We start from the raw sequence: 25,034 nt of genomic DNA on the forward strand, positions 1-25,034 counted from the left end.
ATCGGACCGGACAGCCCTCAGACCGGCGCCAATTCCCCGGACGCACCCCACGCGTCCATGGCCGACCTGTGAGCATCATGTGAGACAGATGCGGGGACCGTGTCGGTTGCCTGGCGGGAAATAAATGGCCGGATCCGGCCACATGGTCCTGTACGACCCGTTCCGCTCCTAAACTCCGACGCATGACGTGGCGGAGAACGGTCGCGGCCGTCGTGGTGGGGCTCGCCTTTCTCCTGAGCGGCTGTGGGGCGGAGCTCGACCCGCTGTACGTCGAGAAGGACGGCCGGCGGACCGTCGTCGGGTGGCGTGAGTGCCCCGGGGGTGGGCGGGACGGGATCGTCGCGGTCGAGCTCTTCCGGTGGGACGGCTCCCGCACCATCGACGAGCCCGGTGAACCGCTCTGGCGCGTCGAGGCGGAGGGGGACGCGCTGGTGCATCGGGTACGGCTCGGGAGTGCGCCCGAGGGCTTTGTGACCCGGGTGCCGCTGACCGTCTCCCTGGACCCCGGTTCGACGTACGCCCTGCGCGCCAACCTGCCGTCGGGGGACATCCGCCTCGGCTTCGTGACCTTCCGGCCGGAGCAGCTGTCGGTCGGGCGCGTGGTGTTCGGTGAGGGTGAGAGCAAGTCCCGCGGGGACTACGAGGGGTTGGACGAGGAGCGGTTCGGGTGCTTCGCCGGCTGACGTCCGGGCGTGGACGTCACGGTGACACGCGTGGGGCCGCCTCCCAGGAATCTGCTGTCCGGCAGGACGTCCTCCGACGCTCTCGTCCGACAATCGGATGGCCCCTAACGGGGGACGCATCCTCATCCGATGGGACCATGCGCGGGTTTGGGCGTACCAGCGGCGCGCGCCGGCACGTTGCAGGGACATGCATTGCACTGTCACCACGGGGCGTCTCCTCCTGGCGAGTGGAAACCGGCAGACGCCATCTGGAGAATCTGGAGCATACGGAGAACCCGCCGGGGCCGGCTGGGGGGACTCGCCCATCTACGCGGCCCTCGTCGCGGAGTGGGTGGTCGGCGGGCGGATGGTTCCGGGTAAGCGTGATCCGCAGTGGATCGTCCTGACGTCCCTGGGGCCCGCCCCGTGGCGACGGGCCGGGTTTCTTCCGGTCGAGCGGGTTGATGCGACGGGGCGCCGCTGAGGTGTCAGTCGGCCCGGATGACCGGCCCCGGCGCCGATGCCCCGCAGGTGGGGCATCTTCGGCCCGTGAGGGACTGGGCGGCGCGTCGGCCCAGGGCCAGCTGCAGGGCGAGTTCCACGGCGGCGGGTACGAAGAGTGCGCCGCTGCCGTCGGGCGGCACCAGCCAGCGCAGGCGCCCGGCGGCGCGGTGTGGTGCGGGTACGGCGATCCAGGCGCCCTGGCCCGCGTACCGGATGCCCGAGCCGATCCAGCGGCCCTCGGGGTCCGGCGGCAGGAAGAAGGCCATGCGGCGGGCGGCGGCGTCGGCGAGGACGGGGCCGGGCTGCTGGGGGACGCAGAGCAGGGCGTCGAGGGCGGGCATCCCCATCTCCTCCGGCACGCTCAGCACGTCCCAGAACCGGCCGCAGGCCAGTACGGCGATCCCGCTCTCGCCGTGCCACTGCTGTTTGCAGGCCCTCGGGTCGGTCGCGGCGGCGGCGAGCCATTCCATGGCCTGCCGCGTGACTGTTCGCATGATGCCCTCCGGGATTCCTTCGCCCGCGGACGCGGGACGCATCTTCCCCTCAGTGCCGGGGTGGCCGGGCCCGGCAACGGCAATGCTGGTGCATATTTCTACGGCGCGGAAGGGGTGGCGAACCGTGGCGATTACGTTCGGAATGTTCGCTCCTGGAGCACGTGTTCTACGGACCTCCTGGCGCAGGGCGAGGGTGCGGCTGGGGCAACCCTCATTGCGGGGGGATCCGTTGGCTCCCCTGGTGAAGACGGCGCGCGGGCTCGATTACGGGGCCGACCGGTCCCGTCGTGGGGAGGACGAGGGGTGACGGGGCCGGCCGGGGCGGCGATCAGGCCTTGCCGCCGCCGTTCGTGAACGGTGCGAACGTGTGGCTGAAGTACCAGGTGTCCTGGGCGATACCGGAGCAGGAGTTGGCGCCGGCCGTGCCGACGCAGCCGCCGTTGTCGCGCTGGAGGGCCCAGAAGGAGAGCGTGTTGATGCCCTTGGCGGCGGCCCAGTTCCTGACCTTGACGGCGTCCTGCGTGGTGAAGGTCTCCTCGGGGCCGTAGTCGTCGATGCCGGGCATCTCGGTGACGCCGACCATGCCCCACAGCTTCGCGGGGGTCTTCTTCGGGTAGAGGGCGGCGAGCTGGTCGTACAGGCCGGCGGCAGCCGTCTCGGTGTCGGCGGCCATGTCGTGGGTGGCGCCGTCCCAGTAGTCGAACGTCATGATGTTGACGACGTCCACGCGGGCGCCGTTGTCGACGGCGTTCCTCAGCAGCGCGACACCGCTGGGCGCGAGGCCGGTGGTGGTCGTCGGCAGGGTGTAGGAGAACTGCACCTCGTGGCCGGTGCGTTCGGCCCAGCGCTGGACCTGGGCGATGGCCTTGTTGCGGCGGTCGACACCGGCGGAGTTGTTGATGGAGTCGGCCTCGATGTCGAGGTCGATGCGGGTGACGCCGTAGGTCGTGACGAGGCTTTCGTACACCCCGGCGATGGCGTCGACGCTGGTGCAGCTGTCGGCGAGTTCGGTGCCGGTGGTGTCGGCGCTGTAGCCGCCGAAGGACGGGATGACGTTGCCGCCGCGCGCCTGGATGGTGCTGATGTCGCTGCCGAAGGTTGCCCTGGAGACGGGCTGGGTGCTGTCGCCGTTCCAGTACGCGGTGCAGGAGCCGGGCGCCTCGGTCTGCAGGAAGGCCAGGGTGAGGTACTTGTTGCCCGATTCGGCGGCGAGGGCGGCCGGGCTCTCCCCGGTCCACGCCTCGAAGTACGGCGCCGCGACGTGGGAGGGCATGGGGAGCCCGAAGCCCGAGGGCGCGGATGGTGCGGCGAGCGCGTCGCCGCCTGCGAGGGCGACGAGCCCGGCCGACAGGGCGGTGACGGTCATACAGGACAGCAGAGTGCGAAGGGGACGAGGTCGTCTCATTGACGCTCCCAACAGGGCCGCGGGCGGGAGGGGGGTGGGGGCGAACAGCGACCATGGTTGGACTAGACCAATCGGTTGTCAAGGTTCTTTACAGTTACCTGACCGGGCTGTGTCGCGCCGCGCCGTGCCCGAGCAGAGCGCCGTACACGTCAGGCGCCCCCCGGCCGAAGCCGGGGGGCGCCTTTTCGTCGTACTGTCAGGGGATCAGCCGCGGAAGCCGAGCATGCTGTGCAGGGCGTCGCCGCCCGTCGTGGTCGTCGGCTGGGCGGTGGCGCCGCTCAGCGCCGCCTTCGCCGTGGCCTGCGGCTTCGGGTCGGGGGTCTTCTGGCACACGGCGTCCGCCACGCCCCTGCCGTGCGGCACCTTGCCGTTGGTGAGGTACGTCGCCAGGTACTTGTCCAGGCAGGCGTTGCCGCTCAGACTGATGCCGTGGTTGCCGCCGCCCTGCTCGACCACCAGGCTGGAGTTCTTCAGGAGTCGGTGGACGGTGACGCCGCCCTCGTACGGGGTGGCCGCGTCGTTGGTCGCCTGGAACAGCAGGACCGGGGGCAGCTTGGTGTTGGCCACGTTCACCGGCCTCTGCGACGTCGTGGGCCAGAAGGCGCAGGGCGCGTTGTACCAGGCGTTGTTCCAGGTGAAGAACGGGGCCTTCTTGGCGACGGCCGCGTTGTCCTTGCGCCACTGGTTCCAGTCGCGGGGCCAGCTCGCGTCACGGCACTGCACCGAGGTGTAGATGCTGTAGCCGTTGTCGCCGGAGGCGTCGACGGCCGCGAGGTTCTCGTACGCCGCGACCAGCGGCTCGGCCTTCTTGTTGTTGACGTACGCCGCGAACGCCTGGGCGAGCGTGGGCCAGTAGCCGTTGTAGTAGCCGCCGGGCAGGAAGGTGTCCTCCAGCTCGGCCGCGCCCACCTTGCCGCCGGCGGGCTTCTTCGCGAGCTCCGCCTGCATCGCGTACCACTTGGCCTCGATCTTGGCCGGGTCGGTGCCGAGCTTGTACGTCGAGTTGTACTTGGCGACCCACGCCATGAAGGCCTGGTGGCGGTCCTCGAAGGCGTAGTCCTGGGCGATGTTGTCGTCGTACCAGACGCCGGTCGGGTCGACGATCGAGTCCAGGACGAGACGGCGCACCCGCTGCGGGTAGAGCTTCGCGTAGACCGCGCCGAGGTAGGTGCCGTACGAGTAGCCGAAGTAGTTGATCTTCGGTGCGCGCAGGGCCGTGCGGATCGAGTCCATGTCCTTCACGGCGTTGACCGTGTTGATGTAGGGCAGGACGTCCTTGTACTTCGTGCGGCACGCGGCGGCGAAGGACTTGGCGCGGTCGAGGTTGGCCTTCTCGATCGCGGGGGTGCTCGGCACGGACTGCGGCCGCACCGGGTTGAAGTGCCCCGGCTTGCAGTCCAGGGCGGGCTTGCTCGCCCCGACGCCCCGGGGGTCGAAGCCTATGACGTCGTACTGCGCCGCCACCGCCTTGGGCAGCGACGAGGCGACGAATCCGGCGAGGGTGAGGCCGCTGCCGCCGGGGCCGCCGGGGTTGACCAGCAGCGGGCCCTGGTACGTCCTCGCGGTGTGCGGCACGCGGGTCAGCGCCAGGGTGATCTGCTTGCCGCGCGGTTTCGCGTAGTCGAGCGGCACCTTCAGCGACGCGCACTGGAGCGTCGGGTGGTCGTCCGTTCCGCACTTCTTCCAAGTCACCTGCGGCACACTCGGGATGCCCGCGGACTGCGACACACTCGCGTCGGCGGGGCCGGCCGTGAGCGTCCCGGCCAGTACGACGGTGGCGCCGCACAGCACGGCTGCGCTTTTTCTCATGAAGTTCTCTCAGAACGTGAGGGGGGTCGAGGACCGCGGAGTTCACGGTCCATGCCGCATCGTTCCGGAAGAACGCGTACGCATGAAGGTCGTTGGACTAAAAACTTGACCCAATATGGAGCGTCGGCGTGAGCAACCCGCGTACAACGCTTGGTTCTTGCCCCGACGTTCCGCCGGGGAGGATCGCATTTTGTGATGGCGACGGGGAGCGTCACTGTGTCTGGTCACACAGGGCGCGGAGCGCCCTTAGGGTCACCGGTGAAGCCGGGTAAGGCGAAGGCGTGTGCCTGTGTTCGCTGGTCGTGGTGACTGTGGCGCGATGAGGGCACGGGTGTGCGTATGTCGCACCACGTACGGTCTCGCCAGGCAGCCTGAGCCAGAAATCCCCTCGCCATCGAGGAAGGGAGCAGTCAATGTTCGTCAAGATCTGTGGCCTGAAGACCGAACGGGACGTCGACACGGCCGTCGAGGCGGGCGCCGACGCCATCGGTTTCGTCTTCTCGGACAGCCCGCGCCGTGTGGACGTCTCCACGGCCGCGCGGTTGGCCCGCCGGGTGCCGGAGCGCGTTCTGACGGTGGGTGTGTTCCGCGGCGAACCTCTGAGCGACGTTCGGGCGTTGGCCGACGAGTCCGGGATTCGCGCCGTGCAGGTGCACGGGCCTGAGGACCGTGCCTACTACGACGGATTGGCGGCGGGGGGACGGACCCTCATCCGGGCCACGGCCTTCGGTGAACACGCGCCCCGTTTCGGTGAGTTGGGCGAGGACATGCTCCTCCTCGACGCCCCCGTGCCGGGCTCCGGCGTCGCCTGGGACTGGTCCTGCAAGTCGCTCGCCGCTCCCGGTGAGAAGTGGCTCCTCGCGGGGGGCCTCAGCCCCGCCAACGTGCGGGAGGCCGTGGCCGCCACGCGGCCTTGGGGCGTCGACGTGTCCAGCGGGGTGGAGAGCAGCCGGGGCGTCAAGGACCCGGAGCTGATCACGGAGTTCGTGGCGGCGGCCCGCGCCGCCGGGTGAGCCCGGGTGTCGGACGGCCGCGCCGTGGCCCGGGCCCCGGGCGTCAGGTCGCGCGCAGGCGGGCGGCCAGCAGGGTGACGTCGTCCTCCGCGGGCCCGTACACCAGGCGGGCGAGGACGGTGTCGAGGACGTCCTCCAGTGGGGCGGCCACTTCGAGGCTGAGGTCGGTCAGGCGCCGCAGCGAGGCGTCGATGTCCGCCCGGCGCTGTTCCACCAGACCGTCCGAGTAGAGCAGGAGCACCTCTCCGGGCGGCAGCGGCACGGTCACCGCCTCGTGCCCTCCCAGGTCGGTCCCCAGAGGGGGGCCCGGTGTGACCGGGACGAGTCCGGCGGTGGCCTCGCGGCGCAGCAGGACCGGCGGGGGATGGCCCGCGCTGGAGACGGTGCAGGTCCCGGAGGCGGGGTCGACCAGGGCCAGCAGGCAGGTGGCCACCCGGTCGACCCCGATGCTCGCCACCCGGTGGTCCGCCTCCGCCAGGATCTCGTCGACGGGCGCGCTGGAGACGGCCAGCGTGCGCAGCAGCGACCGGTAGTGGCTCATCGCGACGGCCGCCGTGAACCCGTGGCCCATCACGTCCCCCACGACCTGGAGGGTGCGGCCGCACGGCAGGGCGATCGAGTCGCACCAGTCCCCGCCGACCAGGGCGCGCCGCCCCGCCGGCAGATAGCGGGAGGCCACCTCGATGTCAGGGTGCGGGCTGCCCGGCTCGGACAGCAGCGCGCGCTGCAGCTCCAGGGCCATGGTGTGCTCGAAGGTGTACTGGCGGGCGTTGTCTATGGCGACGACGGCCCGGGCGGCCAGGTCCTGCGCCACGATCACGTCCTCGTTCGTGAAGGGCGCCGAGTCCCCGGACCTGAACAGGTAGACGACACCGATCGGATGCCCCTTGGTCGGCAGCGGCACGAGGAGCACGGAGTGGATCTCCGCGGCGCGGATCACCTCCAGGTTGAACCGGGTCTGCACCACCTTGAGCAGGACATCGTCCGTGACGAGGTTCCCCACCCAGGGGCGGCCCGTGTCCATGCACCGCCGGGTGTGGGAGTCGCGTGGGACGTCGAAGTAGTCGCCTTCCTTGGCGATCAGCCCGAGGCGACGGAGGATGTCGATGCGTCCCGCTGCGGCCGTGATGCGCAGGCGTACGAGACTGTGGGCGGGCGGCGGCGCGTCGTCGGTCTCCTCGTCCAGCGTCCACACGGACGCCATGTCGGCCAGCGTCGGTACGACGAAGTCGGCCAGTTCGGCGCAGGTCGTGTCGACCTGGAGCGTGGTGCCGATCCGCGTGGCGGCCGTGTCGAGCATCGCCAGCCGCTGGTGCGCCTTCTCCAGGTCGTCCATGTACTGCCGCATCCCGCTCACCTCGACCGCGACGCCGCACAGGCCGAGCGTCCGCCCCTCGGCCTCGATGCGGTGGTAGACGGCGCTCCACTGCCGGTGGGTGAACGGTGAGCTGTTCCACGTCGTGCCGGTGACGGACAGCGCGCGGGGCCGTCCGTCGTTGAGGACCATGCGCAGCACCTCGTCGGAGCGGTGCATCCCCGGCAGCACCTCGGACATGGTCCGCCCGTGGAACGTCGAGGCCTCCACCCCGCTCATCCGGGCCATGGCGGAGTTCACGTACCGGTAGCGCAGCCGCTCGTCCATCACGGCCACGGCGGCCGGCGTACCGTCGAGGATGCTCCGCAGGAGCCGGTATTCGTGCGCCTGCTCGACCAGGTGCTCGGGCGCGTCCCTCAGGGCGGACAGCAGTAAGTCCTCGGCGCCCGAGAAGAGCCAGTGGGGTGGAGGTCGGTCAACGTCCACGCCGAATCCTCCTCAGCCGCACCTTGACGAGGCCGTGCCACGCTCCAGTCTGGCTCAGGGGGCCGGGCCGCGCACCCGCAGGACGATGTCCACGTCTTCGGACGGCCCGGCCGTCGGCGCCCTCACGGCTGAGCAGGTGTCAGCCTGCTTGCCGCTGCTCCCGCAATTCGTGGACGGTGGCGGTCAGGGTGCCGTCCTGCTGTTCGTAGTGGGACAGGGCGAGGCCGAGACCGAAGAAGGTGGGGGCCCATTCGCCCACGAAGATGCCCCACCGGTCGGCGCGGTCGAGCCCGGTGCCGGGTTCGGCCTTCAGGCTGCCGAACCAGCTGACGACGCTGAGGCCGATGGAGGTGAAGGCGGCCACGTAGGCGTGCTCGCTGCGGACACCCATCTTGTGCATCTTCTCGATGATCATGGAACTCTCCCGTTCGCGTGCCGGTGCCTCAGCAGGCGCTGAGTACTTCCGCGAGTGACCCTTTCGACCGGAAGAAATCACTTTCAGGAATTTTGCCTGGATTATCGATTTATGCGCTCTTCGTGGTACTCGGTGAGGCACCATGCAGACCTTTCTGCCCCATCCCGACTTCAGGGCCTCCGCGCTCGTCCTGGACCGACGCCGCCTCGGCAAGCAGCGGGTCGAGGCGTTGCAGGTCCTGCGTGGCCTCGTCGTGCCCGGCTACGGATGGCGTCGGCATCCGGCCGTGCGGATGTGGGCCGGATACGAGGAGGCGCTGGTCCGCTACGGCCTGGAGATCTGCAAGGTGTGGCGTGAGCAGGGCCACCAGGACAGCTGCGCGGCCACCCTTGTCGCGGACCTGGCCACGGTCCGCCCGCGCGCGCCGATCCGTGAGCAGGCGCTGCTGGCAGCCGCCGGGGAACTGCCTTCCTGGCTCGGCGACCGCGCCTTCCACCGCAGCCACCGGTCCGCACTGGTGCGCAAGGACCCGGCCACCTACGCACCGCTCTTCCCCGGCGTTCCGGACGATCTGCCGTACGTCTGGCCGACGACGGACCGGGGAGCGAGCGGGTGACGTCCGGCGTACGCGGCGCGCGACCGGTGAGGCGCCGGGCCGTCGCCGGCCCGGCGCCTCACGTGTCGGCGGATGCGGAGGTCAGCGGCGCAGGGCGCCGATGTGGTCGACGCGGTCGCTCACGCCGTTGCGGAGTTCGCCCAGCGTCGTGCCGGACGGGGCGACCTTGGGCGTGGAGGACGGCGGCTGGGTCTCGTCCGCGCAGGTCGTGCCGCGGGCCGGAACCTTCAGGTCCACCAGGTAGCTCGTGATCGCGTCCGTCGCGCACACGCTGCGGTTCAAGGCGGTGTGCCCCTCGGCCTCGAAGGTGAGCAGACGGCCGTTGTCGAGCCGGTGGGACAGCGCCACCGCGTCCTGGTACGGGGTGTCCGGGTCGCCGGTGTTGCCGATGACGAGGATCGGAGCCGAGCCCTTCGCGCGGTAGGAGCCCTCGTAGCGGCTGGTGTGCTCGCCGGTCCACTGGGCGCAGGCCGTGGCGTGCTGGTGGTCGTAGGTCGGCGGGCCGTACGCCATCGCCGGGCCGAGCAGCGGCGCCAGCTTGGCGTTCTTCGTGACCTGGCGCTTCAGGAGGGCCGGGTCACTCGGGTAGTCCTTGTCGACGCACTCGACGACCACGTTCGGGTTGAGGAAGTCGAAGCTCGCCGGGGACGGCGGCCGCAGCAGGAAGGAGGTGTTGTCGCGCTGCTGCGCCTTGCGCAGGGCCTCGCCGAACGAGGGCCAGATGACCTTGCCCGTGTTGATGTTGAACATCAGACGGTAGACGAGGGTGTAGCCGTTGGCCTGACCGCCGTTGGCAGTCGGCACCGGGTTGGCGTCCAGGTCGGCCTTCAGCTTCTCGAACGCCCCACGCGGGTCGCCGTCACCGAAGCCGCAGGTGGCCTGGTCGGCCTTGCACCAGTCGAGGAAGCGGCTCATCGCGCCGTCCAGGGCCAGGTACTGGGGCCGGTCGTACTTGTACGGCTTGTAGGAGTAGTGCACCGGGTCGTACGCGCCGTCGAGCGCCAGGGCGCGCACCCGGTCCGGGAACATGGAGGCGTAGACGGTGCCGATGTAGGAGCCGAACGAGCGCCCGTAGTAGGTGAGTTGGTCCTCGCCGAGCGCCTGGCGCAGCAGGTCGATGTCACGGGCGACGTACGCGGTGCCCACGTACGGCAGCATCTCGCCCGCGTTGTCCTGGCAGGCCTTGTCGAAGTCGGCGGCCTGGCGCACGGCCGGCTCGTAGGCGTCCGGGCCGGGCACGCCCTTGGCCGCGGTGACGGCCTGGGTGTACGTCGCGTCGTCCCAGCACTGGACCTGGGAGCTGCGTCCGACACCGCGGACGTCGTAGCCGAAGACGTCGAACGAGTCGCGCAGGGCGGCCGGCAGGTCCGCGTAGTTGCCGCGGACGAAGTCCACACCGGAGTTGCCCGGGCCGCCGGGCTGGAGGAAGAGGGTGCCCTTCTTCTTCGACTGGTCCGCGGCCTTCCTGCGTATCACCGCGAGGGTGATGGCCTTGCCCTGCGGTTCGCGGTAGTCCAGCGGCACCTGGGCGTTCGCGCACTCGAAGCCGCCCTGGCAGTCCGACCAGGCGAGGGTCGGCACGGGCGGCTCCTCGGGCGGCGGCTGGGTCGCCTGGGCGGTCAGCGCCCCTGTTCCGGCGAGGACGAGTGCGGTCACCGCGGCCGCGGTGACCCTCAGAGGCGTGAAACGTCTCGTACTCAATGCGTGTTTTCCCCTCGGGTCGATGAGCTGTCAAGACCCCCGTCTTGAAGCCCAGTTCGGGGGCATGTCTAGCTCAACCCGAGGGGAAATGGGAATGGGCGGGCTCTTGTGGACGTCCCTTTGCTCGATCTCTCCACTACCCGGCGGTAGTTCGCACGGGCGCCACCTGCCCGAGGGGGCGCTCTACGTGTCCGTGTAGCCGATGTCCCCGATGGTCCATGCGCTCACGTCGGCCAGGGCGACGCGGTACATGCCGCCCGTGTCGGGGATGCCCATGTTGCCCTGGAGGATGCGGGCGAGGTGAAAGTGCAGGTGTGTGGGACGTTGGCCCTGCGGTGATCCGGAGTCGTGGTCCCGCGCGGTGAACGCGGCGGCGAACGGTGCCAGTTGACTGGAGTCCCGCAGCACCTCCGCCACCCGCTCCTTCCACAGGGCTTCCGGGGCGAGCCGGCCCGTGATGACGGCTCCGGGGACCACGACGGTGAGGGACATCTGACTGCTGTGCTTCGACTCCACCATCGTGGCAATGCCGACGAGCAGCTCATCAGGGTGCGACATGGACGAGGAGCCTACCGTTTCTAGAGGCTGAGCGGGAGTGAGTCCTGTTGCCAGGGCTCACGCTCAGCCGGACGCCCCGGACGGTGTTGGGCGTTCTGGTCGACCGCGTTCGCTCCGCGTCCGGCGCGTACGGATCGTGTCCGTGGTCCGGGAACGCGGGGGCGGCTTCCCTCGCACCCTGGGGTGCCTGGTCGGGCCTGGACGGTCCGATGCCCCTGCTCATCACTCCGGTGAGCAGGGGGCGGTGCCGTCCGTCGCCGGACCGAATACCCCAGGTGGTCGGCATTGGTGTCGACACCGACCAAACCCGCCGCGCGGGCCGTGGCCAGGGGGACGGTCTGGACCGGGGGAATCGTCCAGGAGGCGGTCAGGTACCAGCGGCCCCGCACCGTGTCTTCGTGGATGCGGTAGGCAACCGCCCGATGAGTGGCGACCCGGTCGCGCCACTGCTCGCCCCGGTGCGCGAAGCCCACCCGGGCGGACAGCACGTACCGGCCGTGCGACGCGTTCGCCAGGTGCGCCAGCGGCGCGGGAAGCTTGATCGAGACCTCGCCGTCCGGGGTGACGCGGATGGTCTCGTTGCCGTACCGCTTGCCGGACTCGCCGTCCGCCTGGAGGAAGCGGCGTTCGGCCTGCCACCGCTCGCGCCACTGCTCCTCGGCGAGCTGCGCCGTGTCCAGGTGGTGGCGGGTGTTCAGCAGCCGCTTCCCGCCGCGCACCACATGCACGCGCCCGGCCTCACGCCCGGCCTGGGCCGCCTCCAACCGGTCTGCGAGGACGTGCAGGCGGCGCTTGGCATGCCACTCCCGCTTGCTGCGGTAACCGCCCGGCGCCCGTTTGCTGCCCTTCTCCCCCACCGGGAGGGACAGCCGGTGCGCGATCATCCTGACGCCCGCTTGCAGGCTCTGGATGTGGGCGAGCTGTCCGCGGCGGGCCAGCGCCCACTGATCGTGCGTGGCCTTCGTGATCGACCCGGCCCAGCGCGAGGACGACTGCGGGGTGAGGGTGCGCTTGCGCTCCGCCCACTGGCCGCTGTCATGCTCCAGCCCGGCCGCGCACCGCGCCTTGAGATCCCGGGCAGCCAGCGTGCCCAGGTGGTCACCGATCAGACGCAGTACCTGCTCGTCCCTGGCCGTCAGCTGCCTGAGCCGGTCACGGACCGCCACTCCCGAGGGGCCGGGAACCACGAACGGCACCGCCAACTCCCGCACCCCGCCCATCCCCTCACCCCCGCCTCACGCCAGCCGAAGACCCCGTCACCCCGCCCAACGACCACCACCGGCAAAGGTCACACACTCGACAAACAAACTCCCATTCCCTTCCAGGGGTCGCAGCCGCACATACCACCGCGCCCGGCACTCACCCATACATGCCAGAACACACTCATGCGCCGTCACACGACAGCAGTTCACACCCCCGGCAGGGCCGCCGTGTCCTCATCGGCACCCTGCCGGGGGCCCTCTGTTTACGGCCGACGTGGGATCGAGGACTGGTCGGCGCCTGCCGTCAGCCGCCCACGTACCAGCTGAATCCGCCGTTGCTGGCGGCGACGGCCAGCAGGACGAGCCAGAGCACGACGTCGACGATGCCCAGGATGATGCCGGCCTTCGCCATGCCGCCGCCGTTCCTCCCGGCCGCCTGGCGGCGGGCGACGGCGCCGAAGACGATGGCCAGCGGGCCCAGGACGATGTTCAGTAGGAACAGTCCGACGATGCCGCAGACCAGGCTCGCGATGGCCATGCCGTTGGTGCGCGATCCGGAGGACGCGGCAGAGGAACTGCCGTAACTCGCCATTGGACACTCCCGGTTGACGTGCGTGCGGACCGAATGTCCACACGCCCTTTGCCTTTCCGTTACAGCCGCGAGTGCCCCGCCGGGGCGGTCCCATGTCAGGGACTCATCGAAAGCAGCCGCCGCCCGGTTCGCCTGGACCGCCCACCCGGTGGCTTCAGTCCTGCGGCTTGCTGATGTTGACCATCCACGGGATGCCGAACCGGTCCGTGCACATGCCGAACACGTCGCCCCACATCTGCTTCTCGAGGGGGACGGACACCGAGCCGCCGGTGGACAGCTTCTCCCAGTAACCGCGCAGTTCGGCGTCGTCCTCGCCGCTCAGGCTCACGGAGAAGTTGTTGCCGGGGTCGTGCCGGGTGCCGGGCGGGGCGTCGGCGCCCATGAGGGTGAAACCGCTCGGCGTCTCCAGCGTGCCGTGCATGATCTTGTCGGCCTCCGGGGCGTCCTGCCGGCCGAAGGCGCCGTACGTGTTGAGGCTCAGGTCGCCGCCGAAGACCTCCCGGTAGAACTCCATCGCCTGCCGGGCGTCACCGTCGAAGCTGATGTACGGGTTGAGTCGCGAGGCCATCAGAACCTCCCAGAAGGGGGCAAAGGGTCATTAGTGCGGAGACTAGACCGCGGCACTGACGACGGCACCCGGAGCGGCTCGTCCGTAGGTCTCAGTCCTGCGTCGCCTCGCTCGCCGCGCGGCGGTACTCCGCGTTGATGCGCTGGGCTTCCTCGAGCTGGTCCTCGAGGATGACGATGCGGCAGGCCGCCTCGATCGGCGTGCCCTGGTCGACGAGTTCGCGGGCGCGGGCGGCGATCCGCAGCTGATAGCGCGAGTACCGGCGGTGCCCGCCCTCGGAGCGGAGCGGAGTGATCAGACGGGCTTCCCCGACGGCCCGGAGGAAGCCGGGCGTGGTGCCGAGCATCTCGGCGGCCCGGCCCATCGTGTACGCCGGGTAGTCGTCGTCGTCCAGCCGACCGTCGAGCGGACTGTCTGCCGTCATGTCACCTCGTCATGCAAACGTCTCGGAGCCGTGGCGCGCCCTACGGCACTCCACGGCCCCGATTCAACACCATCGGCCGACCCCGCTATGGAACCGGCCTTACGTGCTGTCCTGACGTCGGCTTGTCCTGCCCGTCCTCATACGTCCGGGTGAACGGCGCCGCCGAGCGCTTCCGACGCGGTCAGGTACGGAGAGGCGGCTTCCAGAGGCGTGGCCTCGGGGTGGGGGTGGCAGGTGAACCCGAGACGGGTCATGGCCCGGACGACCTCGCCGCTGGTGAAGTCACGGCGGTCCTGCCGGGTGATGACCGCGCCCACCTGCTTGACGGGGTAACGGCGACGGCCGATGGTCACGGACTCACCGGTGATGGACTCGGGCGTGACGCCCTTCATCGAGTCCAGCACCCCGTCCTTGGTCAGGTCGAACGGGTATCGGGCGATGACACAGCGCATGATGCCTCACAGGGGGGAGGGGGACGAGCGGGCTTTCCGGGTACGGCCGCGACGGCTCTGTGAAGAAGACGACGGAGACGACGCAGAAGACGCAGAAGACTGAGCAGACGCAGACGGCTGGGAAGAGCGAGACGCCTGCGAAGAGCGAGACTGCTGCGAAGAGCGAGACGCCTGCGACGAACGAGACGTCTGCGACGAACGAGACGACTGCGAAGACCGAGACGGCTTCGCGGAAGCCGCCCGGCGCGGGCGTGCCACCGTCGTCGGCACGTTGATGACGACCGGGACGCCGGAAGGGGCCTGGGCGCCGGTGATGCGGCTCAGTGCCTCCTCACCGGACCGTACGGGGGTGACCTGTGGGGTGATGCCCGCCGACGTCATCAGCCGGGTCATGTCGCGCCGCTGGTCGGGGGTGACCAGCGTGACGACGGTGCCGGACTCGCCGGCCCGGGCCGTACGGCCGCCGCGGTGCAGGTAGTCCTTGTGGTCGCCGGGCGGATCCACGTTGACGACCAGGTCGAGGCTGTCGACGTGGATGCCGCGTGCCGCGACGTTGGTCGCGACCAGCACCGTCACGTCCCCGCTCTTGAACTGGGCTAGGGTCCGGGTGCGTTGCGGCTGAGACCGGCCGCCGTGCAGGGCGGCGGCGCGGACGCCGCTGCGCAGGAGGTGCTTGGTCAGCCGGTCCACCCTGTGCTTGGTGTCCAGGAACATGATGACGCGGCCGTCGCGTGCCGCGATCTCGGTGGTCGTCTGCTGCTTGTCCGCCTCGTGCACGTGCAGGACGTGGTGCTCCATGGTGGTGACCGCGGCCGCCGACGGGTCGACGGAGTGGACCACCGGGTCGGTGAGGTAGCGGCGGACCAGGCGGTCGACGTTGCGGTCCAGCGTGGCCGAGAACAGCAGCCGCTGTCCGTCGGCTCGCACCTGGTCCAGCAGGGCGGTGACCTGGGGCATGAAGCCCATGTCGGTCATCTGGTCGGCCTCGTCGAGGACGGTGATGTCCACGTCGTCCAGCCGGCAGTCGCCCCGGTCGATGAGGTCCTTGAGCCGCCCCGGTGTCGCGACGACGACCTCCGCGCCGCTCTGCAGCGCGCGGGCCTGCCTGCCGATCGACATCCCGCCGACCACGGCCGTCATCCGCAGCCGCACGGCGCGGGCGTACGGAGTGAGCGCGTCGGTGACCTGCTGGGCGAGTTCGCGGGTGGGGACGAGGATCAGAGCCAGCGGCTGCCGTGGCTCGGCGCGTCGGCCCGTCGTACGGGCCAGTACCGCGAGGCCGAACGCGAGGGTCTTGCCCGACCCGGTGCGGCCGCGGCCGAGCACGTCACGTCCGGCGAGGGAGTTCGGCAGGGTCGCTCCCTGGATGGGGAACGGCACGGTCACGCCTTCGTGGCCGAGTGCGGTCAGCAACGGCGTCGGCAGGTCGAGGTCTTCGAACGACTCGACGGCCGGCAACGCGGGCGTCAGCGTCTTCGGCGGGGTGAACTCACCCTGGGGCGGGGCCTGTCGGCGTCCCTGACCCGAGCGTCCCGCGGTACGGGGTGCGCGGGATTTGGTGGTGGCGCGGGCAGTGCGCGCATGACTCATGGGAACCTTCCTTGACGCGGCACGTGTCAAGGAATTCCCGGAGCGGTGGAGCGGCGCGGAGAATCGCGAGAACGAGCCGAAAACTATAAGGGCCGTAATCCTCTTGGGGCGCCCTGAAACGCAGCGAGCCGGGGCCCGCACCCCAAGGTGCGGGCCCCAGCTGCGAAAGATGTGTCAGTCCCGGTGTCAGGCGGGAATGATGTTCTCGGCCGTCGGGCCCTTCTGACCCTGCGCGATGTCGAACGACACCTTCTGGCCCTCCTGCAGCTCACGGAAGCCCTGGGTGGCGATGTTCGAGTAGTGGGCGAAGACGTCGGGGCCGCCGCCGTCCTGCGCGATGAAGCCGAAGCCCTTTTCCGAGTTGAACCACTTCACGGTTCCAGTAGCCATTTTGTTTCTCCTTCGGGGCGGTGTTCGGAAGCCGCCCTGTGCGGTCTCCGGTCGCCGTGATGATCACCCGTCGGAAAAATCTTCTGGGAACCACAACTGCAACTGGCATCGACAGTAGCACGCTGCGATCGTCCGGACGCGGTGAACAATTTCACCCTGTCGGCGGGAAGAAGAACATTCATCGCGCGCCGCGGCACTTTCTCATCCCGTCACGACAGATATTGCTCCGCCCCGACCGCACATATCCCGGCCGGAAGTCAGCTGACCTGGGCCGCGATGGTTCGCGCGCACACCAGGGACTCGGTGTGCGTCGTGTCCACCTCCAGGTCGTAGTACACGCCTTCGTGTACCACGTCCGCCTGCAGGGCGGCCATCCCCTGGACCCGGTCTCCTCGTGCGACCTCACGGCCCGAGGCGACCGCGCTCTCGCATCTGACGCCGACCCACAGTACGGGCAGTTCGCCCAGAGCCTTCCGCCACCGTTGCTGGGACGCGGCTCCGCCGAGGAAGACGTCGTCGACGATGACCCGGGCACCGGCCCGGGCCGTCGCCGCGACGCCCTCCACCCAGGCCGCGTCCAGCGCCCGGAAGTCCGCCCCGACGCTTACCCCGCCGTCCGCGGTGAAGGTGATCCCCCCGTCCGCCCCCTGCATCCTCGCGGGCAGAGCCTCGACGAACGCGTCGACCCCGAACGCCAGCCACGGATGAGGCAGTACGGCCTGCAGGCACCGTACGATCCCCGACTTCCCCGAGCTGGAACCACCGTTGAGAATGATCATCCGAGTCGTCACCGGGTCACAGTAAGGGCCCTGCGAGTTCGGCCGCGCGGGCTTTGTTCGCCCTCAGTGCCCCAGCCCCGCGCCCCCGTCGACCGGGATCACCGCGCCGCGCACACAGCCCGCGCCGGCCAGGAACGCCACCGCGTCGGCGACCTCGTCGGGGTGGGCCGGGCGGCCGGCCGGGGTGCGGTCGAGGAGGGCGCGGCGCTGCTGCTCGGTGAGCGCGCGGGCCATGTCCGTCTCGGTCAGGCCGGGGGCCACCACGTTGCAGGTGATGTCCCGGGGGCCGAGTTCGTGGGTCAGCGACCGGGCGAAACCGACCAGCCCGGCCTTCGCCGCGGCGTAGTTGGTCTGCCCGGGGGCGCCGTGCAGGGCCGCCGTGGAGGAGATGAGGACGATACGGCCATGACCCTGCGCGAGCATTCCGCGCACCGCGCGCCGGGCGACCCGGAAGGCACCGGTGAGGTTGGTGTCGATGACGGAGGTGAAGTCCTCCTCGCTCATCCGCGCCAGCAACCGGTCCTGGGCGGCGCCCGCGTTGGCGACCAGGACGGTGACCGGGCCGTGGGCGGCCTCGGCCTCCTCGAAGGCGCGGTCGACCTGCTGACTGTCCGTCACATCGCATCGTACGGCGAGGAGATTCTCGTCGGCGGGCGGCTCCTCACCGCGGTAGGTCACCGTGACCCGGTCTCCCGCCGTCGCGAAGCGGCGGGCTATGGCCAGCCCGATCCCCCTGTTGCCCCCGGTCACGAAGACCGACCGGGCCGTCGCCGTTCGTGCGCTCGTCCCTGCCACTGTCGTCCCCTACCTTTCCGCTTCCCTCTCCGCTGTGGACATCCCGAACCCGCAGCCCCACCACGGCCACGAGGAACCCGACGAAGGCCAGTACGGCGGTCGCGAGCGTCGCCGCGTACATCGCGTCGAGGAAGGCGCGGTCGGCGGTGGCCGCAAGCTCCGGCAGGCGTAGCGAACCGGCCAGTGAGCGGGCCGCCTCGGCCGAGGAGCGGGCCTGGTCCGCCGCGTCGGCCGACAGTCCCCGCGCGTCACCGGGCAGGGTGGCGTCCGCCATCCGCTCCCGGTACACGGCGGAGAGGATCGAGCCGGCCATCGCCACCCCGAGCGTGCCGCCCACCTGCCGGGTGACGCTGTTGACGGCCGATCCGGCGCCCGCGAGCTGGGGCGGCACCTCCCTCATCATCACGGCCGTCACCGGGGTGCCGACCAGGCCCATGCCGAAGCCCTGCACCCACAGCAGCGCGGCGACGACCGCGAGCGGGGTGCCCGCGTCGAACCACAGATAGCCGACGTACGTGGCCGCCGTGGCCAGGACCCCGGCGGCGACCGTCCACCGGGCCGACAGCAGCCTGCTCACCGCCGGGGACGCCTGACTGCCCAGGACGATGCCGACGGCGGCGGCGATCATCACGGTTCCGGCGTCGGCGGGGGAGAGCCCGCGGGGCCCCTGGAGATAGAAGGCCGCGTAGAACAGGTGCGCGGCCAGCGCCATGAACGCGATCAGCAGCACCACGCTCCCGGCCGAGAACCCGGGCTGCCGGAAGAGCCGCACGTCCAGGCTGGGTGTCGGGGACCGGCGCTGACCGGCCACGAAGACCGCGAGCAGGGCGCCGCCCAGGGCGAGGGGCAGCAGGACGTGTGCCCCGTACCAGCGCTGTCCGCTGCCGAGCTCGATGATCCCGTAGACCACACCGCCGAGACCGAGGACCGACCACGCGAGGCCCGGCAGGTCGAGCACCCTGCGTCCGGGGCCCTTCAGCGCGGGCACCACGGCCACCACCCCGGCCAGGCACAGGGCCACGATCGGCACGTTGACCAGGAACACCGAGCCCCACCAGAAGTGACTGAGCAGCGCCCCGCCCACGACCGGGCCGACGGCGACGCCCAGGCCGCTGGACGAACTCCAGATCGCGATGGCCCGGGTGCGTTTCTCCTGCGGGGTGCTCTGCACGATGACCGACAGGGTCGCGGGCATCAGCAGCGCGCTGCCCGCACCCATGAAGGCGCGCGCCACGATCAGCCAGGCCGGGCTCCCCGCGAACGCGCCCGCGCCGGAGGCGGCGCCGAACAGCGCCAGCCCGGCGACGAGCGTGGTCCGCGGGCCGAAGCGGTCGGCGAGCGCGCCGCCCGCGAAGAGGGTGCCGGCGAAGACCAGGGTGTAGGCGCTCGCCACCCACTCCAGTTCCGCCGGGGTCGCGCCCAGGCCCTCGGCCGGATCGGCCAGCGTGGTGACCGCGACGTTGAGGACCGAGGTGTCCAGCCAGATCAACATCTGGGCACAGACGACGACCAGCAGGACGGGCCACGAACGGTGCCCGTTGTGTCCCGTCATCCCCGCCCCAGCCCCTCCCGCCAGCTCGGCCGCCGCGGCTTCCAGCCCAGCGCCGTACGGGCCCGGTCGTTGGCCGCTCCGCGTGCCGTGGTCAGCTGATGGGCCATGAACCAGCCGAACAGCCGGGGCGCGAGGGCTGCCGGGATCGTGCGCGGGGGCGGCGCGCCGAGCGCGTGGGCGTAGTGCGGCAGCCACTGCGCGGCCGCGGCCGGCTCGTCGTCCGTGATGTGGAAGCGGCCGGTGGCCTCCGACTCGACGGCCGCCACGGCCGCCCCCACGGCGTCCTCCACATGCAGGAACGACGTGACGCCGGCCCCGCCCTCGGGCAGCGGGAACCTCCCGGCCAGCACCCGCTGCCCGGTCCCGCCGGTACGGGCGTACGCCGTCCCGGGGCCGTACAACGTGCCGTAGCGCAGCACCACCCCCGCGAGGCCGCCGCCCGTCACCCGGCGCTCCAGCTCGGCGACCGCCCGCACGGTGGCGGCCCAGCCGGGGTCCGGGGCGTCCACGTACAGCGGCGCGTCCTCGTCGAGGACCCAGGGCCCGGCCGGGGCCGCGGCGAAGGCGACGGACTGCGCGACCAGCCGCCGCGCACCGGCCGCGCGGGCCGCCTCGACCAGGTGCGCGGTGCCCTCGGTGCGCAGCCGCGCGGTCCGCGCGAAGGCTTCCGGAGGGTCGTCGCGCAGCAGGCGCAACGCCGACAACTGGTGGACGACCACCTCGGGCCGTGCGGCCGTCACCGCCGCCAGCACGGCCTCGCGGTCGAGGGCGTCGGCGACCACGACCCCGTCCGCCTCCGGAGCCCGCGAGGCCTCCCGCACCAGCGCGCTCACCTCGTGGCCCCGCGCCCGCAGCGCGCCCACCAGCGGATGCCCGACCACTCCCGTGGCCCCGGCGACCAGTACCCGCACGGCTCAGTCCCCTCTCTCCGGAGTGACCGGAGCGACCGGGGCCACCCGCATCAGCAGGCGGCACGCCTGGTCGCCGTCCTTCAGGCAGCTCTCGGCCCGGTTCTCCGTCAAAGTCACGCCGAGTCCCTCGGACCAGCCCGCGTGGATGGCGGTGCACGGGCAGCGGTAGCCCTCCAGCGAACCGGCCATCCGCACCATCGTGACGGCGAAGTTCCGCTTCAGGGTGAGCACGATCAGATCGTCGTCCTCGACCTCGGTGGAGGCGTTGCGCAGTTCCGGCGGGAACATCCGGTCGCCGCAGTCGTCGTAGCGGCGGCGCAGCTCCTCCAGGTCCTTGCGGGTGTCACCGGTGTCGGGGAGCGGGCCGGACAGCCGGCCGACGCGCTGCCCGACGTGCAGGGCGATCTTGCGCAGCGCCTCGGCGTTGATCTCGTTCGCGATCTCCTGCCCGAACCGCGCGGCCACCCCCTGGTACCAGTTGGCGTCGTGCTGCCACCACAGCCGGTACGCCTCACCGGCCCGGGCGGATTGGGTGCTCATGCCTGCTCCTTGGAGGTGAACCGGTCGCGCATCACGCGTTTGAGGACCTTGCCGGTGGCGCCCTTCGCCACGTCGTCGGGCTTCATGAGCAGGGCGCGGGTGACCGGGGGGAGACCCGCGGCCGTGAGGGAGGCGTTGACCCGCTCGGTCCACCCACCGTCGTCACCGCGCCCGTCCGCGAGCTGGAGCAGCGCGTACGCCTCGGCCTGACCGTCGCCGTCCCAGTCGGCCCGTACGCCGTCCGGTGCGACGCCGACGATCGTGCAGTCGGCCAGCTCGGGCAGCTCGGCCAGCAGGAGTTCCTCGGTGCGGGTGCTGAAGACGATCCCGGCCCGGGTGCGGACGGCGTCCGCGGCCCGGTCCAGGTGGTAGAAGTTGCCGTCCTCGTCCTGGCGGGCGAGGTCGCCGGTGAGCCAGTAGCCGCCGAGCCGCATCCGGTTCCAGGTCAGCGAGTCGTTCCAGTAACCGGGCGTCAGCGTCGGTGACTTCAGCCCGAGGCGGCCGGTCCGCCCGGGCGGCAGCGGGGTGCCGTCCTCGGCGAGCACGGCGGCCTCGGCGAAGCTGATCGGCTTGCCGACGCAGCGCGAGTAGGCCGAGGTGTCCTTGGTGTGCCGGTTGTGGAAGACGGAGTAGCCCGCCTCCGACGAGCCGAGCCCGTCCACGAAGACCGAACCCCCGACCCGCGTACGGCTGAGGTCCCGGCCGATCTCCAGGTGGCTCCCGTGCTGGACGAGCGCCCGGATGTGCGCCTCGTGCGCCGCGTCCCCGGTGTTGAACCACACCTGCACGCTGGACAGGTCACGGCGGGTCAGGTCCTCGGCGGCCATCTCGCCGAAGGTGCCGGCGAAGGCCAGCACGGTGGTCGGCCGGAAGTCCTCGACGGCGTCGAGCACGTCGGCGCCGCGCTGGCTGGAGAGCAGCTTGATGTCGGTGCCCAGCAGCAGGCAGTACAGCAGCGTCGCCACCATGGCGTTGTGCGCGCCCGGCAGTCCCACCAGCGTGCGCTCCATGTCGGTGCCGGTGGAGTAGCGCAGCCGGTGCGACTGCGCGTACATCAGCGTCCGGTGGGTGTGCGGCACGCCCTTGGGCGTGCCGGTGGTGCCGGAGGAGTGCGAGATGAGCACCGGGTCGGTCGGGTCGTGCCGGTACGGGTACGCCGACGGCAGCGACGCGCGGTGCTCGGGCCGGATGGCGTCGGCGGTGACGAGGAAGCCGAGTCCGGACAGCACGTCGTGGTGCGCCGCGTCCGTGAAGGCGCCGACGGCACCCTGTCGGCGTACGTACTCCCGGGCGGTCTCCGCAGCCAGGTTGCCGTTGACGAACGACGGGATCGCGCCGAGGGACGTCAGCGCCAGGAAGTTCACCGCGAACTCGGCGCTGGAGGAGGTGTGGACGGCGACCGGGTCGCGGGGCCGCACACCGTGGGCGGCGTACCAGCCCGCGTACGTCTCGACCACCTCGTACAGCCTGCCGAGCGTCAGCACCTCGGGGCGGCTGCCGTCCGGCGCCCGCCAGTCGCCGGCCGTCCGCAGCACGGGTTCGTCGAGCGGTCGGCCGTACGCCCCCAGGCGCTCCAGGACGTTGCCGGCGCCCAGTTCGGTGTCGGAGCAGATCCGTGCCCGCTCCTGCCTACTGATGAGCATGGGTCTCCGTCTCGTTCCGTGAGCCGTGGGCCAGCAGGGTGAAAGCGGCCGGGCCGCGCCGCGCCCGGGGTTCCGTCACCAGGCGGTGACCGCCGCCGTCCCGCAGCAGCCGCCGGTGGGCGGCGGCCAGCTCGAACAGGCCCTGGACGCTGCCGTGATGCCAGGCTGCGCCCGGGGCACGGTCGTCGGGGCCGGTGTCGTACGCCGTCTCGGCCGACCGGACCGTCACCGGTGCCCCGGTGTCGGCGCGGCCGAGCAGCACCGCCGCCGCGAGGCCCGCGGACTCCGGGAGCTCGGGGACCGGACGGCCGCTGTCGGCGGCCAGTTCCCGGTACGCGGCGGCCAGGCGCTCACCGCCGCCCAGCTCCACGCCAAGGACCAGGACGCGGTCCAACCCGGGATCCTCCAGCAGCAGATCCGCCATGGCGAGCAGCTCGGTCACCGGGTCGTCGAGGGCGGAGAGGCTGAACATCTGCCCGGTGATCCCGAACTCCCGGCTCATGTGGCCCAGTACGGAGTTGGGGGTGGCCTGCATGAACAGGATCGGGTTGTGGACCTCCCCCGAGACCATGCGCCGACTGGCCATGTCGGCGGTGGTGGTGTCACCCATCAGGCTCGCCAGCGCCACGGCGGTGCGGGAACCGTCACCGGGCGCCTCGGTCAGACACCGGCTGCTCACCTCGAACGCCAGCGGGCTGAAGGCGGACCACAGGAAGCCGGGCAGCTTCGGCAGCGGGATGTCGTCGTCGCGGCCGGTGCCGTGGGTGGCGGTGGCGGTGGCCAGGACACCGAGGGCGGACCGCAGCACGGCCTTCTCGGCGCCGCCCGTGTTCTTCGGGTCGCGCGTGTTCCCGGTCGTCGTCATGGCCGCTCCAGGAGGAGTGCGGTGTTGGCGCCCCCGAAGGCGGCGTTGACGGTGAGGGCCCGGCGCAGGTCGGCCTGGCGCGGCCGGTTCGGCACGTAGTCGAGGTCGCACTCCGGGTCCGGCGTGGTGAACCCGGCGGTCGGCGGCAGGACGCCGTCCGTCAGGGCCAGCAGCGTGATCACGAACTCCACGGCGCCCGCCGCCTCCAGGAGGTGGCCGGTGGTGCCCTTGGTTGAGCTGACCGGGATCGCCTCCGCCCGGCCGGGGAACGCGGCCCGCAGTCCGCGGGTCTCGGCCCCGTCGTTGTACTTCGTGCCGGTGCCGTGGGCGTTGACGTAGCCCAGGGCGGCCCCGTCCGGGTCACCGGCCAGCCGGGCCGCCTGCCGTGCCGCGCGGGCCAGACCGGCGCCCTCGGGGTGCGGCTGGGCGATGTGGTGGGCGTCCGTGGCCGCGCCCCAGCCGACGACGGACGCCAGCGGACGGGCCCCGCGGCGCCGGGCGTGCTCGGCGGACTCCAGCACGACGACCGCCACCCCGTCGCCCAGCAGCAGTCCACTGCGGTCGGCGCTGAACGGGCGCACCGCGCCGTCCTGGGACAGCGCCCGTCCCGAGTCGAACTTCCCGAAGGTCTCCTCCTCCACGAGGTAACCGCCCGCGCAGACCGCCACGTCGGTCCGCCCGGAGGAGATCAGCCGGCAGGCGTGGATGATCGCGGCGGCGGAGGCGACACAGGCGTTGGTGAAGGTCAGCCGCGGCCCGTGCAGCCCGAGCCCGTCGGCCAGCGCCTCGGCGAGCCGCGCGGGCACGGCGTCGGCGACCCGGTCCTCCCCGGTGGAGCCCGTGCCCCGCCAGTACCGCGTGACGCTGGTCTGGTCTCCGGCGATGCCGAGCAGGACCGCCGCCTCGGTGCCCGGGCGCAGGCCCGCCATGTCGAGGGCCTGCGCACCGCACCGGGCGAGCGCGGGGCGCAGCGCCCAGCCCTCGACCGCGTCGGGGCCGTCGGGGGCGGCAGCCGCCATCGGCGTACGGTACGGGCCGGTGTCGAACCTCGAGGTGGGGGCGAACCCCGGGACTCCCGCGAAGACCCCGCGCCGAAGGGCCTCGGCCCCGGTGCCGAACGCGGTGCGTACCCCGTATCCGGTCACCGTGACCTCACCGCTCATCCCGGTCGCCCCCTCCGGCCGCATCGCGCTGCGCTGCTTGCAGGTAGTCCGTGAGGCTCCGGAGCGACACCAGGCCGGAGATGTCCTCGTCGCTGGGCTTCACGACGAGTCCGTAACGCTCCTCGACCAGGTGCAGCAGCCACACCAGCCCGAGGGAGTCCAGGACCAGTTCGGCGTCCTCGTCGAGGTCGTCCGGCAGCCCCGGGAAGATCTTCCGGTCCGACAGCAGCTCCCGGACGGTGTCGGTGGTGAGGGGCGCCGTCGCTTCCGTGCTCATGCCTTCGCACCGCGTCGGACGACGTCGGCGACGAGTCCGCCGAGGGTCAGGGTGGCCAGGGGTTCGATGTCGGTGTCCGGTATCGCCACGCCGAAACGCGACTCGAGCCGCATCGTGAGCTCGATCAGGCTCAGCGAGTCCACCTCCAGCCCGCCGACGGTCAACGGGCTCTCGTCGGTGATGCCGTCGCGGCTCGTCAGGAGGTTCATCTCGTCGATGACCGCGGTCAGGACGAACTCGCGGATCTCGTCTTCCAGGGTCGACGTACTCATGATCAGCGTCTCCAGTGAATGGTTCCGGTGAGTGGTTCCGG

General features: G+C 71.2%; 27 protein-coding genes. 3 read left to right on the forward strand and 24 right to left on the reverse strand.

Translation table 11 applies throughout. The features are described 5' to 3' along the window. The first annotated feature begins 182 nt into the window (after positions 1-182). Entirely contained in the window at positions 183-683 is a 501-nt protein-coding gene (locus AC067M_RS25600; protein WP_478699360.1) for a hypothetical protein, read from the forward strand. 467 nt (positions 684-1,150) lie between these two features. Here the strand turns inward: AC067M_RS25600 and AC067M_RS25605 are convergent, their stop codons facing one another. The 3 genes from AC067M_RS25605 to AC067M_RS25615 form a co-directional block, all read right to left on the reverse strand. Beyond that, positions 1,151-1,660, reverse strand: coding sequence for a hypothetical protein (locus AC067M_RS25605; RefSeq protein WP_478699361.1), 510 nt, complete (start codon positions 1,658-1,660; stop codon positions 1,151-1,153). Between the two features lie 328 nt (positions 1,661-1,988). After that, positions 1,989-3,026: a chitinase gene (locus AC067M_RS25610; RefSeq protein ID WP_478699362.1), complete on the reverse strand. Its 1,038-nt coding sequence runs from the start codon at positions 3,024-3,026 to the stop codon at positions 1,989-1,991. A 243-nt stretch (positions 3,027-3,269) separates the two neighbouring features. Beyond that, complete coding sequence (locus tag AC067M_RS25615; RefSeq protein WP_478699363.1) at positions 3,270-4,874, reverse strand: alpha/beta hydrolase; 1,605 nt, start codon at positions 4,872-4,874, stop codon at positions 3,270-3,272. A gap of 413 nt (positions 4,875-5,287) precedes the next feature. Between AC067M_RS25615 and AC067M_RS25620 the strand changes: the two genes are divergently transcribed. Next, positions 5,288-5,887 (forward strand): phosphoribosylanthranilate isomerase, encoded by a 600-nt coding sequence (locus tag AC067M_RS25620; RefSeq protein WP_478699364.1) that lies wholly within the window; start codon positions 5,288-5,290, stop codon positions 5,885-5,887. 43 nt (positions 5,888-5,930) lie between these two features. Here the strand turns inward: AC067M_RS25620 and AC067M_RS25625 are convergent, their stop codons facing one another. After that, positions 5,931-7,688 (reverse strand): SpoIIE family protein phosphatase, encoded by a 1,758-nt coding sequence (locus tag AC067M_RS25625; protein ID WP_478699365.1) that lies wholly within the window; start codon positions 7,686-7,688, stop codon positions 5,931-5,933. A gap of 139 nt (positions 7,689-7,827) precedes the next feature. Beyond that, a complete protein-coding gene (locus tag AC067M_RS25630; protein ID WP_478699366.1) occupies positions 7,828-8,103 on the reverse strand; it encodes a hypothetical protein in 276 nt (91 codons plus the stop codon). Between the two features lie 142 nt (positions 8,104-8,245). Between AC067M_RS25630 and AC067M_RS25635 the strand changes: the two genes are divergently transcribed. Further along, positions 8,246-8,719, forward strand: coding sequence for an MSMEG_6728 family protein (locus tag AC067M_RS25635; protein ID WP_478699367.1), 474 nt, complete (start codon positions 8,246-8,248; stop codon positions 8,717-8,719). Between the two features lie 81 nt (positions 8,720-8,800). On the opposite strand, the gene AC067M_RS25640 is transcribed toward AC067M_RS25635, so the two are convergent. From AC067M_RS25640 to AC067M_RS25730, 19 genes are all read right to left on the reverse strand, one after another. Further along, the gene (locus AC067M_RS25640; RefSeq protein WP_478699368.1) at positions 8,801-10,420 is read right to left on the reverse strand and encodes an alpha/beta hydrolase; all 1,620 of its coding nucleotides are present in this window, start codon (positions 10,418-10,420) and stop codon (positions 8,801-8,803) included. A 183-nt stretch (positions 10,421-10,603) separates the two neighbouring features. Continuing rightward, positions 10,604-10,978: a hypothetical protein gene (locus tag AC067M_RS25645; RefSeq protein ID WP_478699369.1), complete on the reverse strand. Its 375-nt coding sequence runs from the start codon at positions 10,976-10,978 to the stop codon at positions 10,604-10,606. A gap of 20 nt (positions 10,979-10,998) precedes the next feature. Further along, complete coding sequence (locus AC067M_RS25650; protein ID WP_478699370.1) at positions 10,999-12,198, reverse strand: hypothetical protein; 1,200 nt, start codon at positions 12,196-12,198, stop codon at positions 10,999-11,001. A gap of 286 nt (positions 12,199-12,484) precedes the next feature. Next, positions 12,485-12,772, reverse strand: a complete 288-nt coding sequence (locus AC067M_RS25655; protein ID WP_478699371.1) for a DUF4190 domain-containing protein — start codon at positions 12,770-12,772, stop codon at positions 12,485-12,487. A gap of 154 nt (positions 12,773-12,926) precedes the next feature. After that, the gene (locus tag AC067M_RS25660) at positions 12,927-13,340 is read right to left on the reverse strand and encodes a VOC family protein (RefSeq protein WP_478699372.1); all 414 of its coding nucleotides are present in this window, start codon (positions 13,338-13,340) and stop codon (positions 12,927-12,929) included. A 91-nt stretch (positions 13,341-13,431) separates the two neighbouring features. After that, complete coding sequence (locus AC067M_RS25665; protein WP_478699373.1) at positions 13,432-13,764, reverse strand: MerR family transcriptional regulator; 333 nt, start codon at positions 13,762-13,764, stop codon at positions 13,432-13,434. 137 nt (positions 13,765-13,901) lie between these two features. Continuing rightward, a complete protein-coding gene (locus AC067M_RS25670; protein WP_478699374.1) occupies positions 13,902-14,216 on the reverse strand; it encodes an SCO5918 family protein in 315 nt (104 codons plus the stop codon). Positions 14,217-14,222: 6 nt separating this feature from the next. After that, the gene (locus AC067M_RS25675) at positions 14,223-15,806 is read right to left on the reverse strand and encodes a DEAD/DEAH box helicase (RefSeq protein WP_478699375.1); all 1,584 of its coding nucleotides are present in this window, start codon (positions 15,804-15,806) and stop codon (positions 14,223-14,225) included. A gap of 186 nt (positions 15,807-15,992) precedes the next feature. Continuing rightward, positions 15,993-16,196: a cold-shock protein gene (locus AC067M_RS25680; RefSeq protein ID WP_133928200.1), complete on the reverse strand. Its 204-nt coding sequence runs from the start codon at positions 16,194-16,196 to the stop codon at positions 15,993-15,995. A gap of 257 nt (positions 16,197-16,453) precedes the next feature. Beyond that, a complete protein-coding gene (gene cpt, locus AC067M_RS25685; RefSeq protein ID WP_478699477.1) occupies positions 16,454-16,975 on the reverse strand; it encodes a chloramphenicol phosphotransferase CPT in 522 nt (173 codons plus the stop codon). Between the two features lie 63 nt (positions 16,976-17,038). After that, positions 17,039-17,725 carry a 3-oxoacyl-ACP reductase FabG gene (gene fabG / locus AC067M_RS25690; RefSeq protein ID WP_478699376.1) on the reverse strand — a complete coding sequence of 229 codons (687 nt, stop codon included), beginning with the start codon at positions 17,723-17,725 and terminating at the stop codon, positions 17,039-17,041. Further along, entirely contained in the window at positions 17,637-19,322 is a 1,686-nt protein-coding gene (locus AC067M_RS25695; protein ID WP_478699377.1) for an MFS transporter, read from the reverse strand. Before AC067M_RS25695 ends, fabG begins: the two co-directional genes overlap by 89 nt. Beyond that, the gene (locus AC067M_RS25700; protein ID WP_478699378.1) at positions 19,319-20,233 is read right to left on the reverse strand and encodes an NAD-dependent epimerase/dehydratase family protein; all 915 of its coding nucleotides are present in this window, start codon (positions 20,231-20,233) and stop codon (positions 19,319-19,321) included. The genes AC067M_RS25695 and AC067M_RS25700 overlap by 4 nt, the downstream gene beginning before the upstream one ends. Before the next feature lie 3 nt (positions 20,234-20,236). After that, entirely contained in the window at positions 20,237-20,773 is a 537-nt protein-coding gene (locus AC067M_RS25705) for a hypothetical protein (RefSeq protein WP_478699379.1), read from the reverse strand. Next, positions 20,770-22,416, reverse strand: a complete 1,647-nt coding sequence (locus AC067M_RS25710) for a class I adenylate-forming enzyme family protein (RefSeq protein ID WP_478699380.1) — start codon at positions 22,414-22,416, stop codon at positions 20,770-20,772. Before AC067M_RS25710 ends, AC067M_RS25705 begins: the two co-directional genes overlap by 4 nt. Continuing rightward, on the reverse strand, positions 22,403-23,281 hold the full coding sequence (locus tag AC067M_RS25715; RefSeq protein WP_478699381.1) for a hypothetical protein: 879 nt from the start codon (positions 23,279-23,281) through the stop codon (positions 22,403-22,405). The genes AC067M_RS25710 and AC067M_RS25715 overlap by 14 nt, the downstream gene beginning before the upstream one ends. Further along, positions 23,278-24,444, reverse strand: coding sequence for a beta-ketoacyl-[acyl-carrier-protein] synthase family protein (locus AC067M_RS25720; RefSeq protein ID WP_478699382.1), 1,167 nt, complete (start codon positions 24,442-24,444; stop codon positions 23,278-23,280). The genes AC067M_RS25715 and AC067M_RS25720 overlap by 4 nt, the downstream gene beginning before the upstream one ends. Beyond that, positions 24,434-24,721 (reverse strand): acyl carrier protein, encoded by a 288-nt coding sequence (locus AC067M_RS25725; protein ID WP_478699383.1) that lies wholly within the window; start codon positions 24,719-24,721, stop codon positions 24,434-24,436. The genes AC067M_RS25720 and AC067M_RS25725 overlap by 11 nt, the downstream gene beginning before the upstream one ends. After that, complete coding sequence (locus AC067M_RS25730; RefSeq protein ID WP_208299019.1) at positions 24,718-24,993, reverse strand: acyl carrier protein; 276 nt, start codon at positions 24,991-24,993, stop codon at positions 24,718-24,720. Before AC067M_RS25730 ends, AC067M_RS25725 begins: the two co-directional genes overlap by 4 nt. Between the last annotated feature and the right edge of the window lie 41 nt (positions 24,994-25,034).

It is taken from the genome of Streptomyces sp. NPDC043427, from assembly GCF_056436655.1.

Bases quoted from the DNA above. Each gene is read 5' to 3' on its own strand.
- AC067M_RS25600 (WP_478699360.1), top strand. From the start codon at position 183: ATGACGTGGCGGAGAACGGTCGCGGCCGTCGTGGTGGGGCTCGCCTTT.
- AC067M_RS25605 (WP_478699361.1), bottom strand. From the start codon at position 1,660: ATGCGAACAGTCACGCGGCAGGCCATGGAATGGCTCGCCGCCGCCGCG.
- AC067M_RS25610 (WP_478699362.1), bottom strand. From the start codon at position 3,026: ATGACCGTCACCGCCCTGTCGGCCGGGCTCGTCGCCCTCGCAGGCGGC.
- AC067M_RS25615 (WP_478699363.1), bottom strand. From the start codon at position 4,874: ATGAGAAAAAGCGCAGCCGTGCTGTGCGGCGCCACCGTCGTACTGGCC.
- AC067M_RS25620 (WP_478699364.1), top strand. From the start codon at position 5,288: ATGTTCGTCAAGATCTGTGGCCTGAAGACCGAACGGGACGTCGACACG.
- AC067M_RS25630 (WP_478699366.1), bottom strand. From the start codon at position 8,103: ATGATCATCGAGAAGATGCACAAGATGGGTGTCCGCAGCGAGCACGCC.
- AC067M_RS25635 (WP_478699367.1), top strand. From the start codon at position 8,246: ATGCAGACCTTTCTGCCCCATCCCGACTTCAGGGCCTCCGCGCTCGTC.
- AC067M_RS25645 (WP_478699369.1), bottom strand. From the start codon at position 10,978: ATGTCGCACCCTGATGAGCTGCTCGTCGGCATTGCCACGATGGTGGAG.
- AC067M_RS25650 (WP_478699370.1), bottom strand. From the start codon at position 12,198: ATGGGCGGGGTGCGGGAGTTGGCGGTGCCGTTCGTGGTTCCCGGCCCC.
- AC067M_RS25655 (WP_478699371.1), bottom strand. From the start codon at position 12,772: ATGGCGAGTTACGGCAGTTCCTCTGCCGCGTCCTCCGGATCGCGCACC.
- AC067M_RS25660 (WP_478699372.1), bottom strand. From the start codon at position 13,340: ATGGCCTCGCGACTCAACCCGTACATCAGCTTCGACGGTGACGCCCGG.
- AC067M_RS25665 (WP_478699373.1), bottom strand. From the start codon at position 13,764: ATGACGGCAGACAGTCCGCTCGACGGTCGGCTGGACGACGACGACTAC.
- AC067M_RS25670 (WP_478699374.1), bottom strand. From the start codon at position 14,216: ATGCGCTGTGTCATCGCCCGATACCCGTTCGACCTGACCAAGGACGGG.
- AC067M_RS25675 (WP_478699375.1), bottom strand. From the start codon at position 15,806: ATGAGTCATGCGCGCACTGCCCGCGCCACCACCAAATCCCGCGCACCC.
- AC067M_RS25680 (WP_133928200.1), bottom strand. From the start codon at position 16,196: ATGGCTACTGGAACCGTGAAGTGGTTCAACTCGGAAAAGGGCTTCGGC.
- cpt (WP_478699477.1), bottom strand. From the start codon at position 16,975: ATGATCATTCTCAACGGTGGTTCCAGCTCGGGGAAGTCGGGGATCGTA.
- AC067M_RS25695 (WP_478699377.1), bottom strand. From the start codon at position 19,322: ATGACGGGACACAACGGGCACCGTTCGTGGCCCGTCCTGCTGGTCGTC.
- AC067M_RS25705 (WP_478699379.1), bottom strand. From the start codon at position 20,773: ATGAGCACCCAATCCGCCCGGGCCGGTGAGGCGTACCGGCTGTGGTGG.
- AC067M_RS25710 (WP_478699380.1), bottom strand. From the start codon at position 22,416: ATGCTCATCAGTAGGCAGGAGCGGGCACGGATCTGCTCCGACACCGAA.
- AC067M_RS25715 (WP_478699381.1), bottom strand. From the start codon at position 23,281: ATGACGACGACCGGGAACACGCGCGACCCGAAGAACACGGGCGGCGCC.
- AC067M_RS25720 (WP_478699382.1), bottom strand. From the start codon at position 24,444: ATGAGCGGTGAGGTCACGGTGACCGGATACGGGGTACGCACCGCGTTC.
- AC067M_RS25725 (WP_478699383.1), bottom strand. From the start codon at position 24,721: ATGAGCACGGAAGCGACGGCGCCCCTCACCACCGACACCGTCCGGGAG.
- AC067M_RS25730 (WP_208299019.1), bottom strand. From the start codon at position 24,993: ATGAGTACGTCGACCCTGGAAGACGAGATCCGCGAGTTCGTCCTGACC.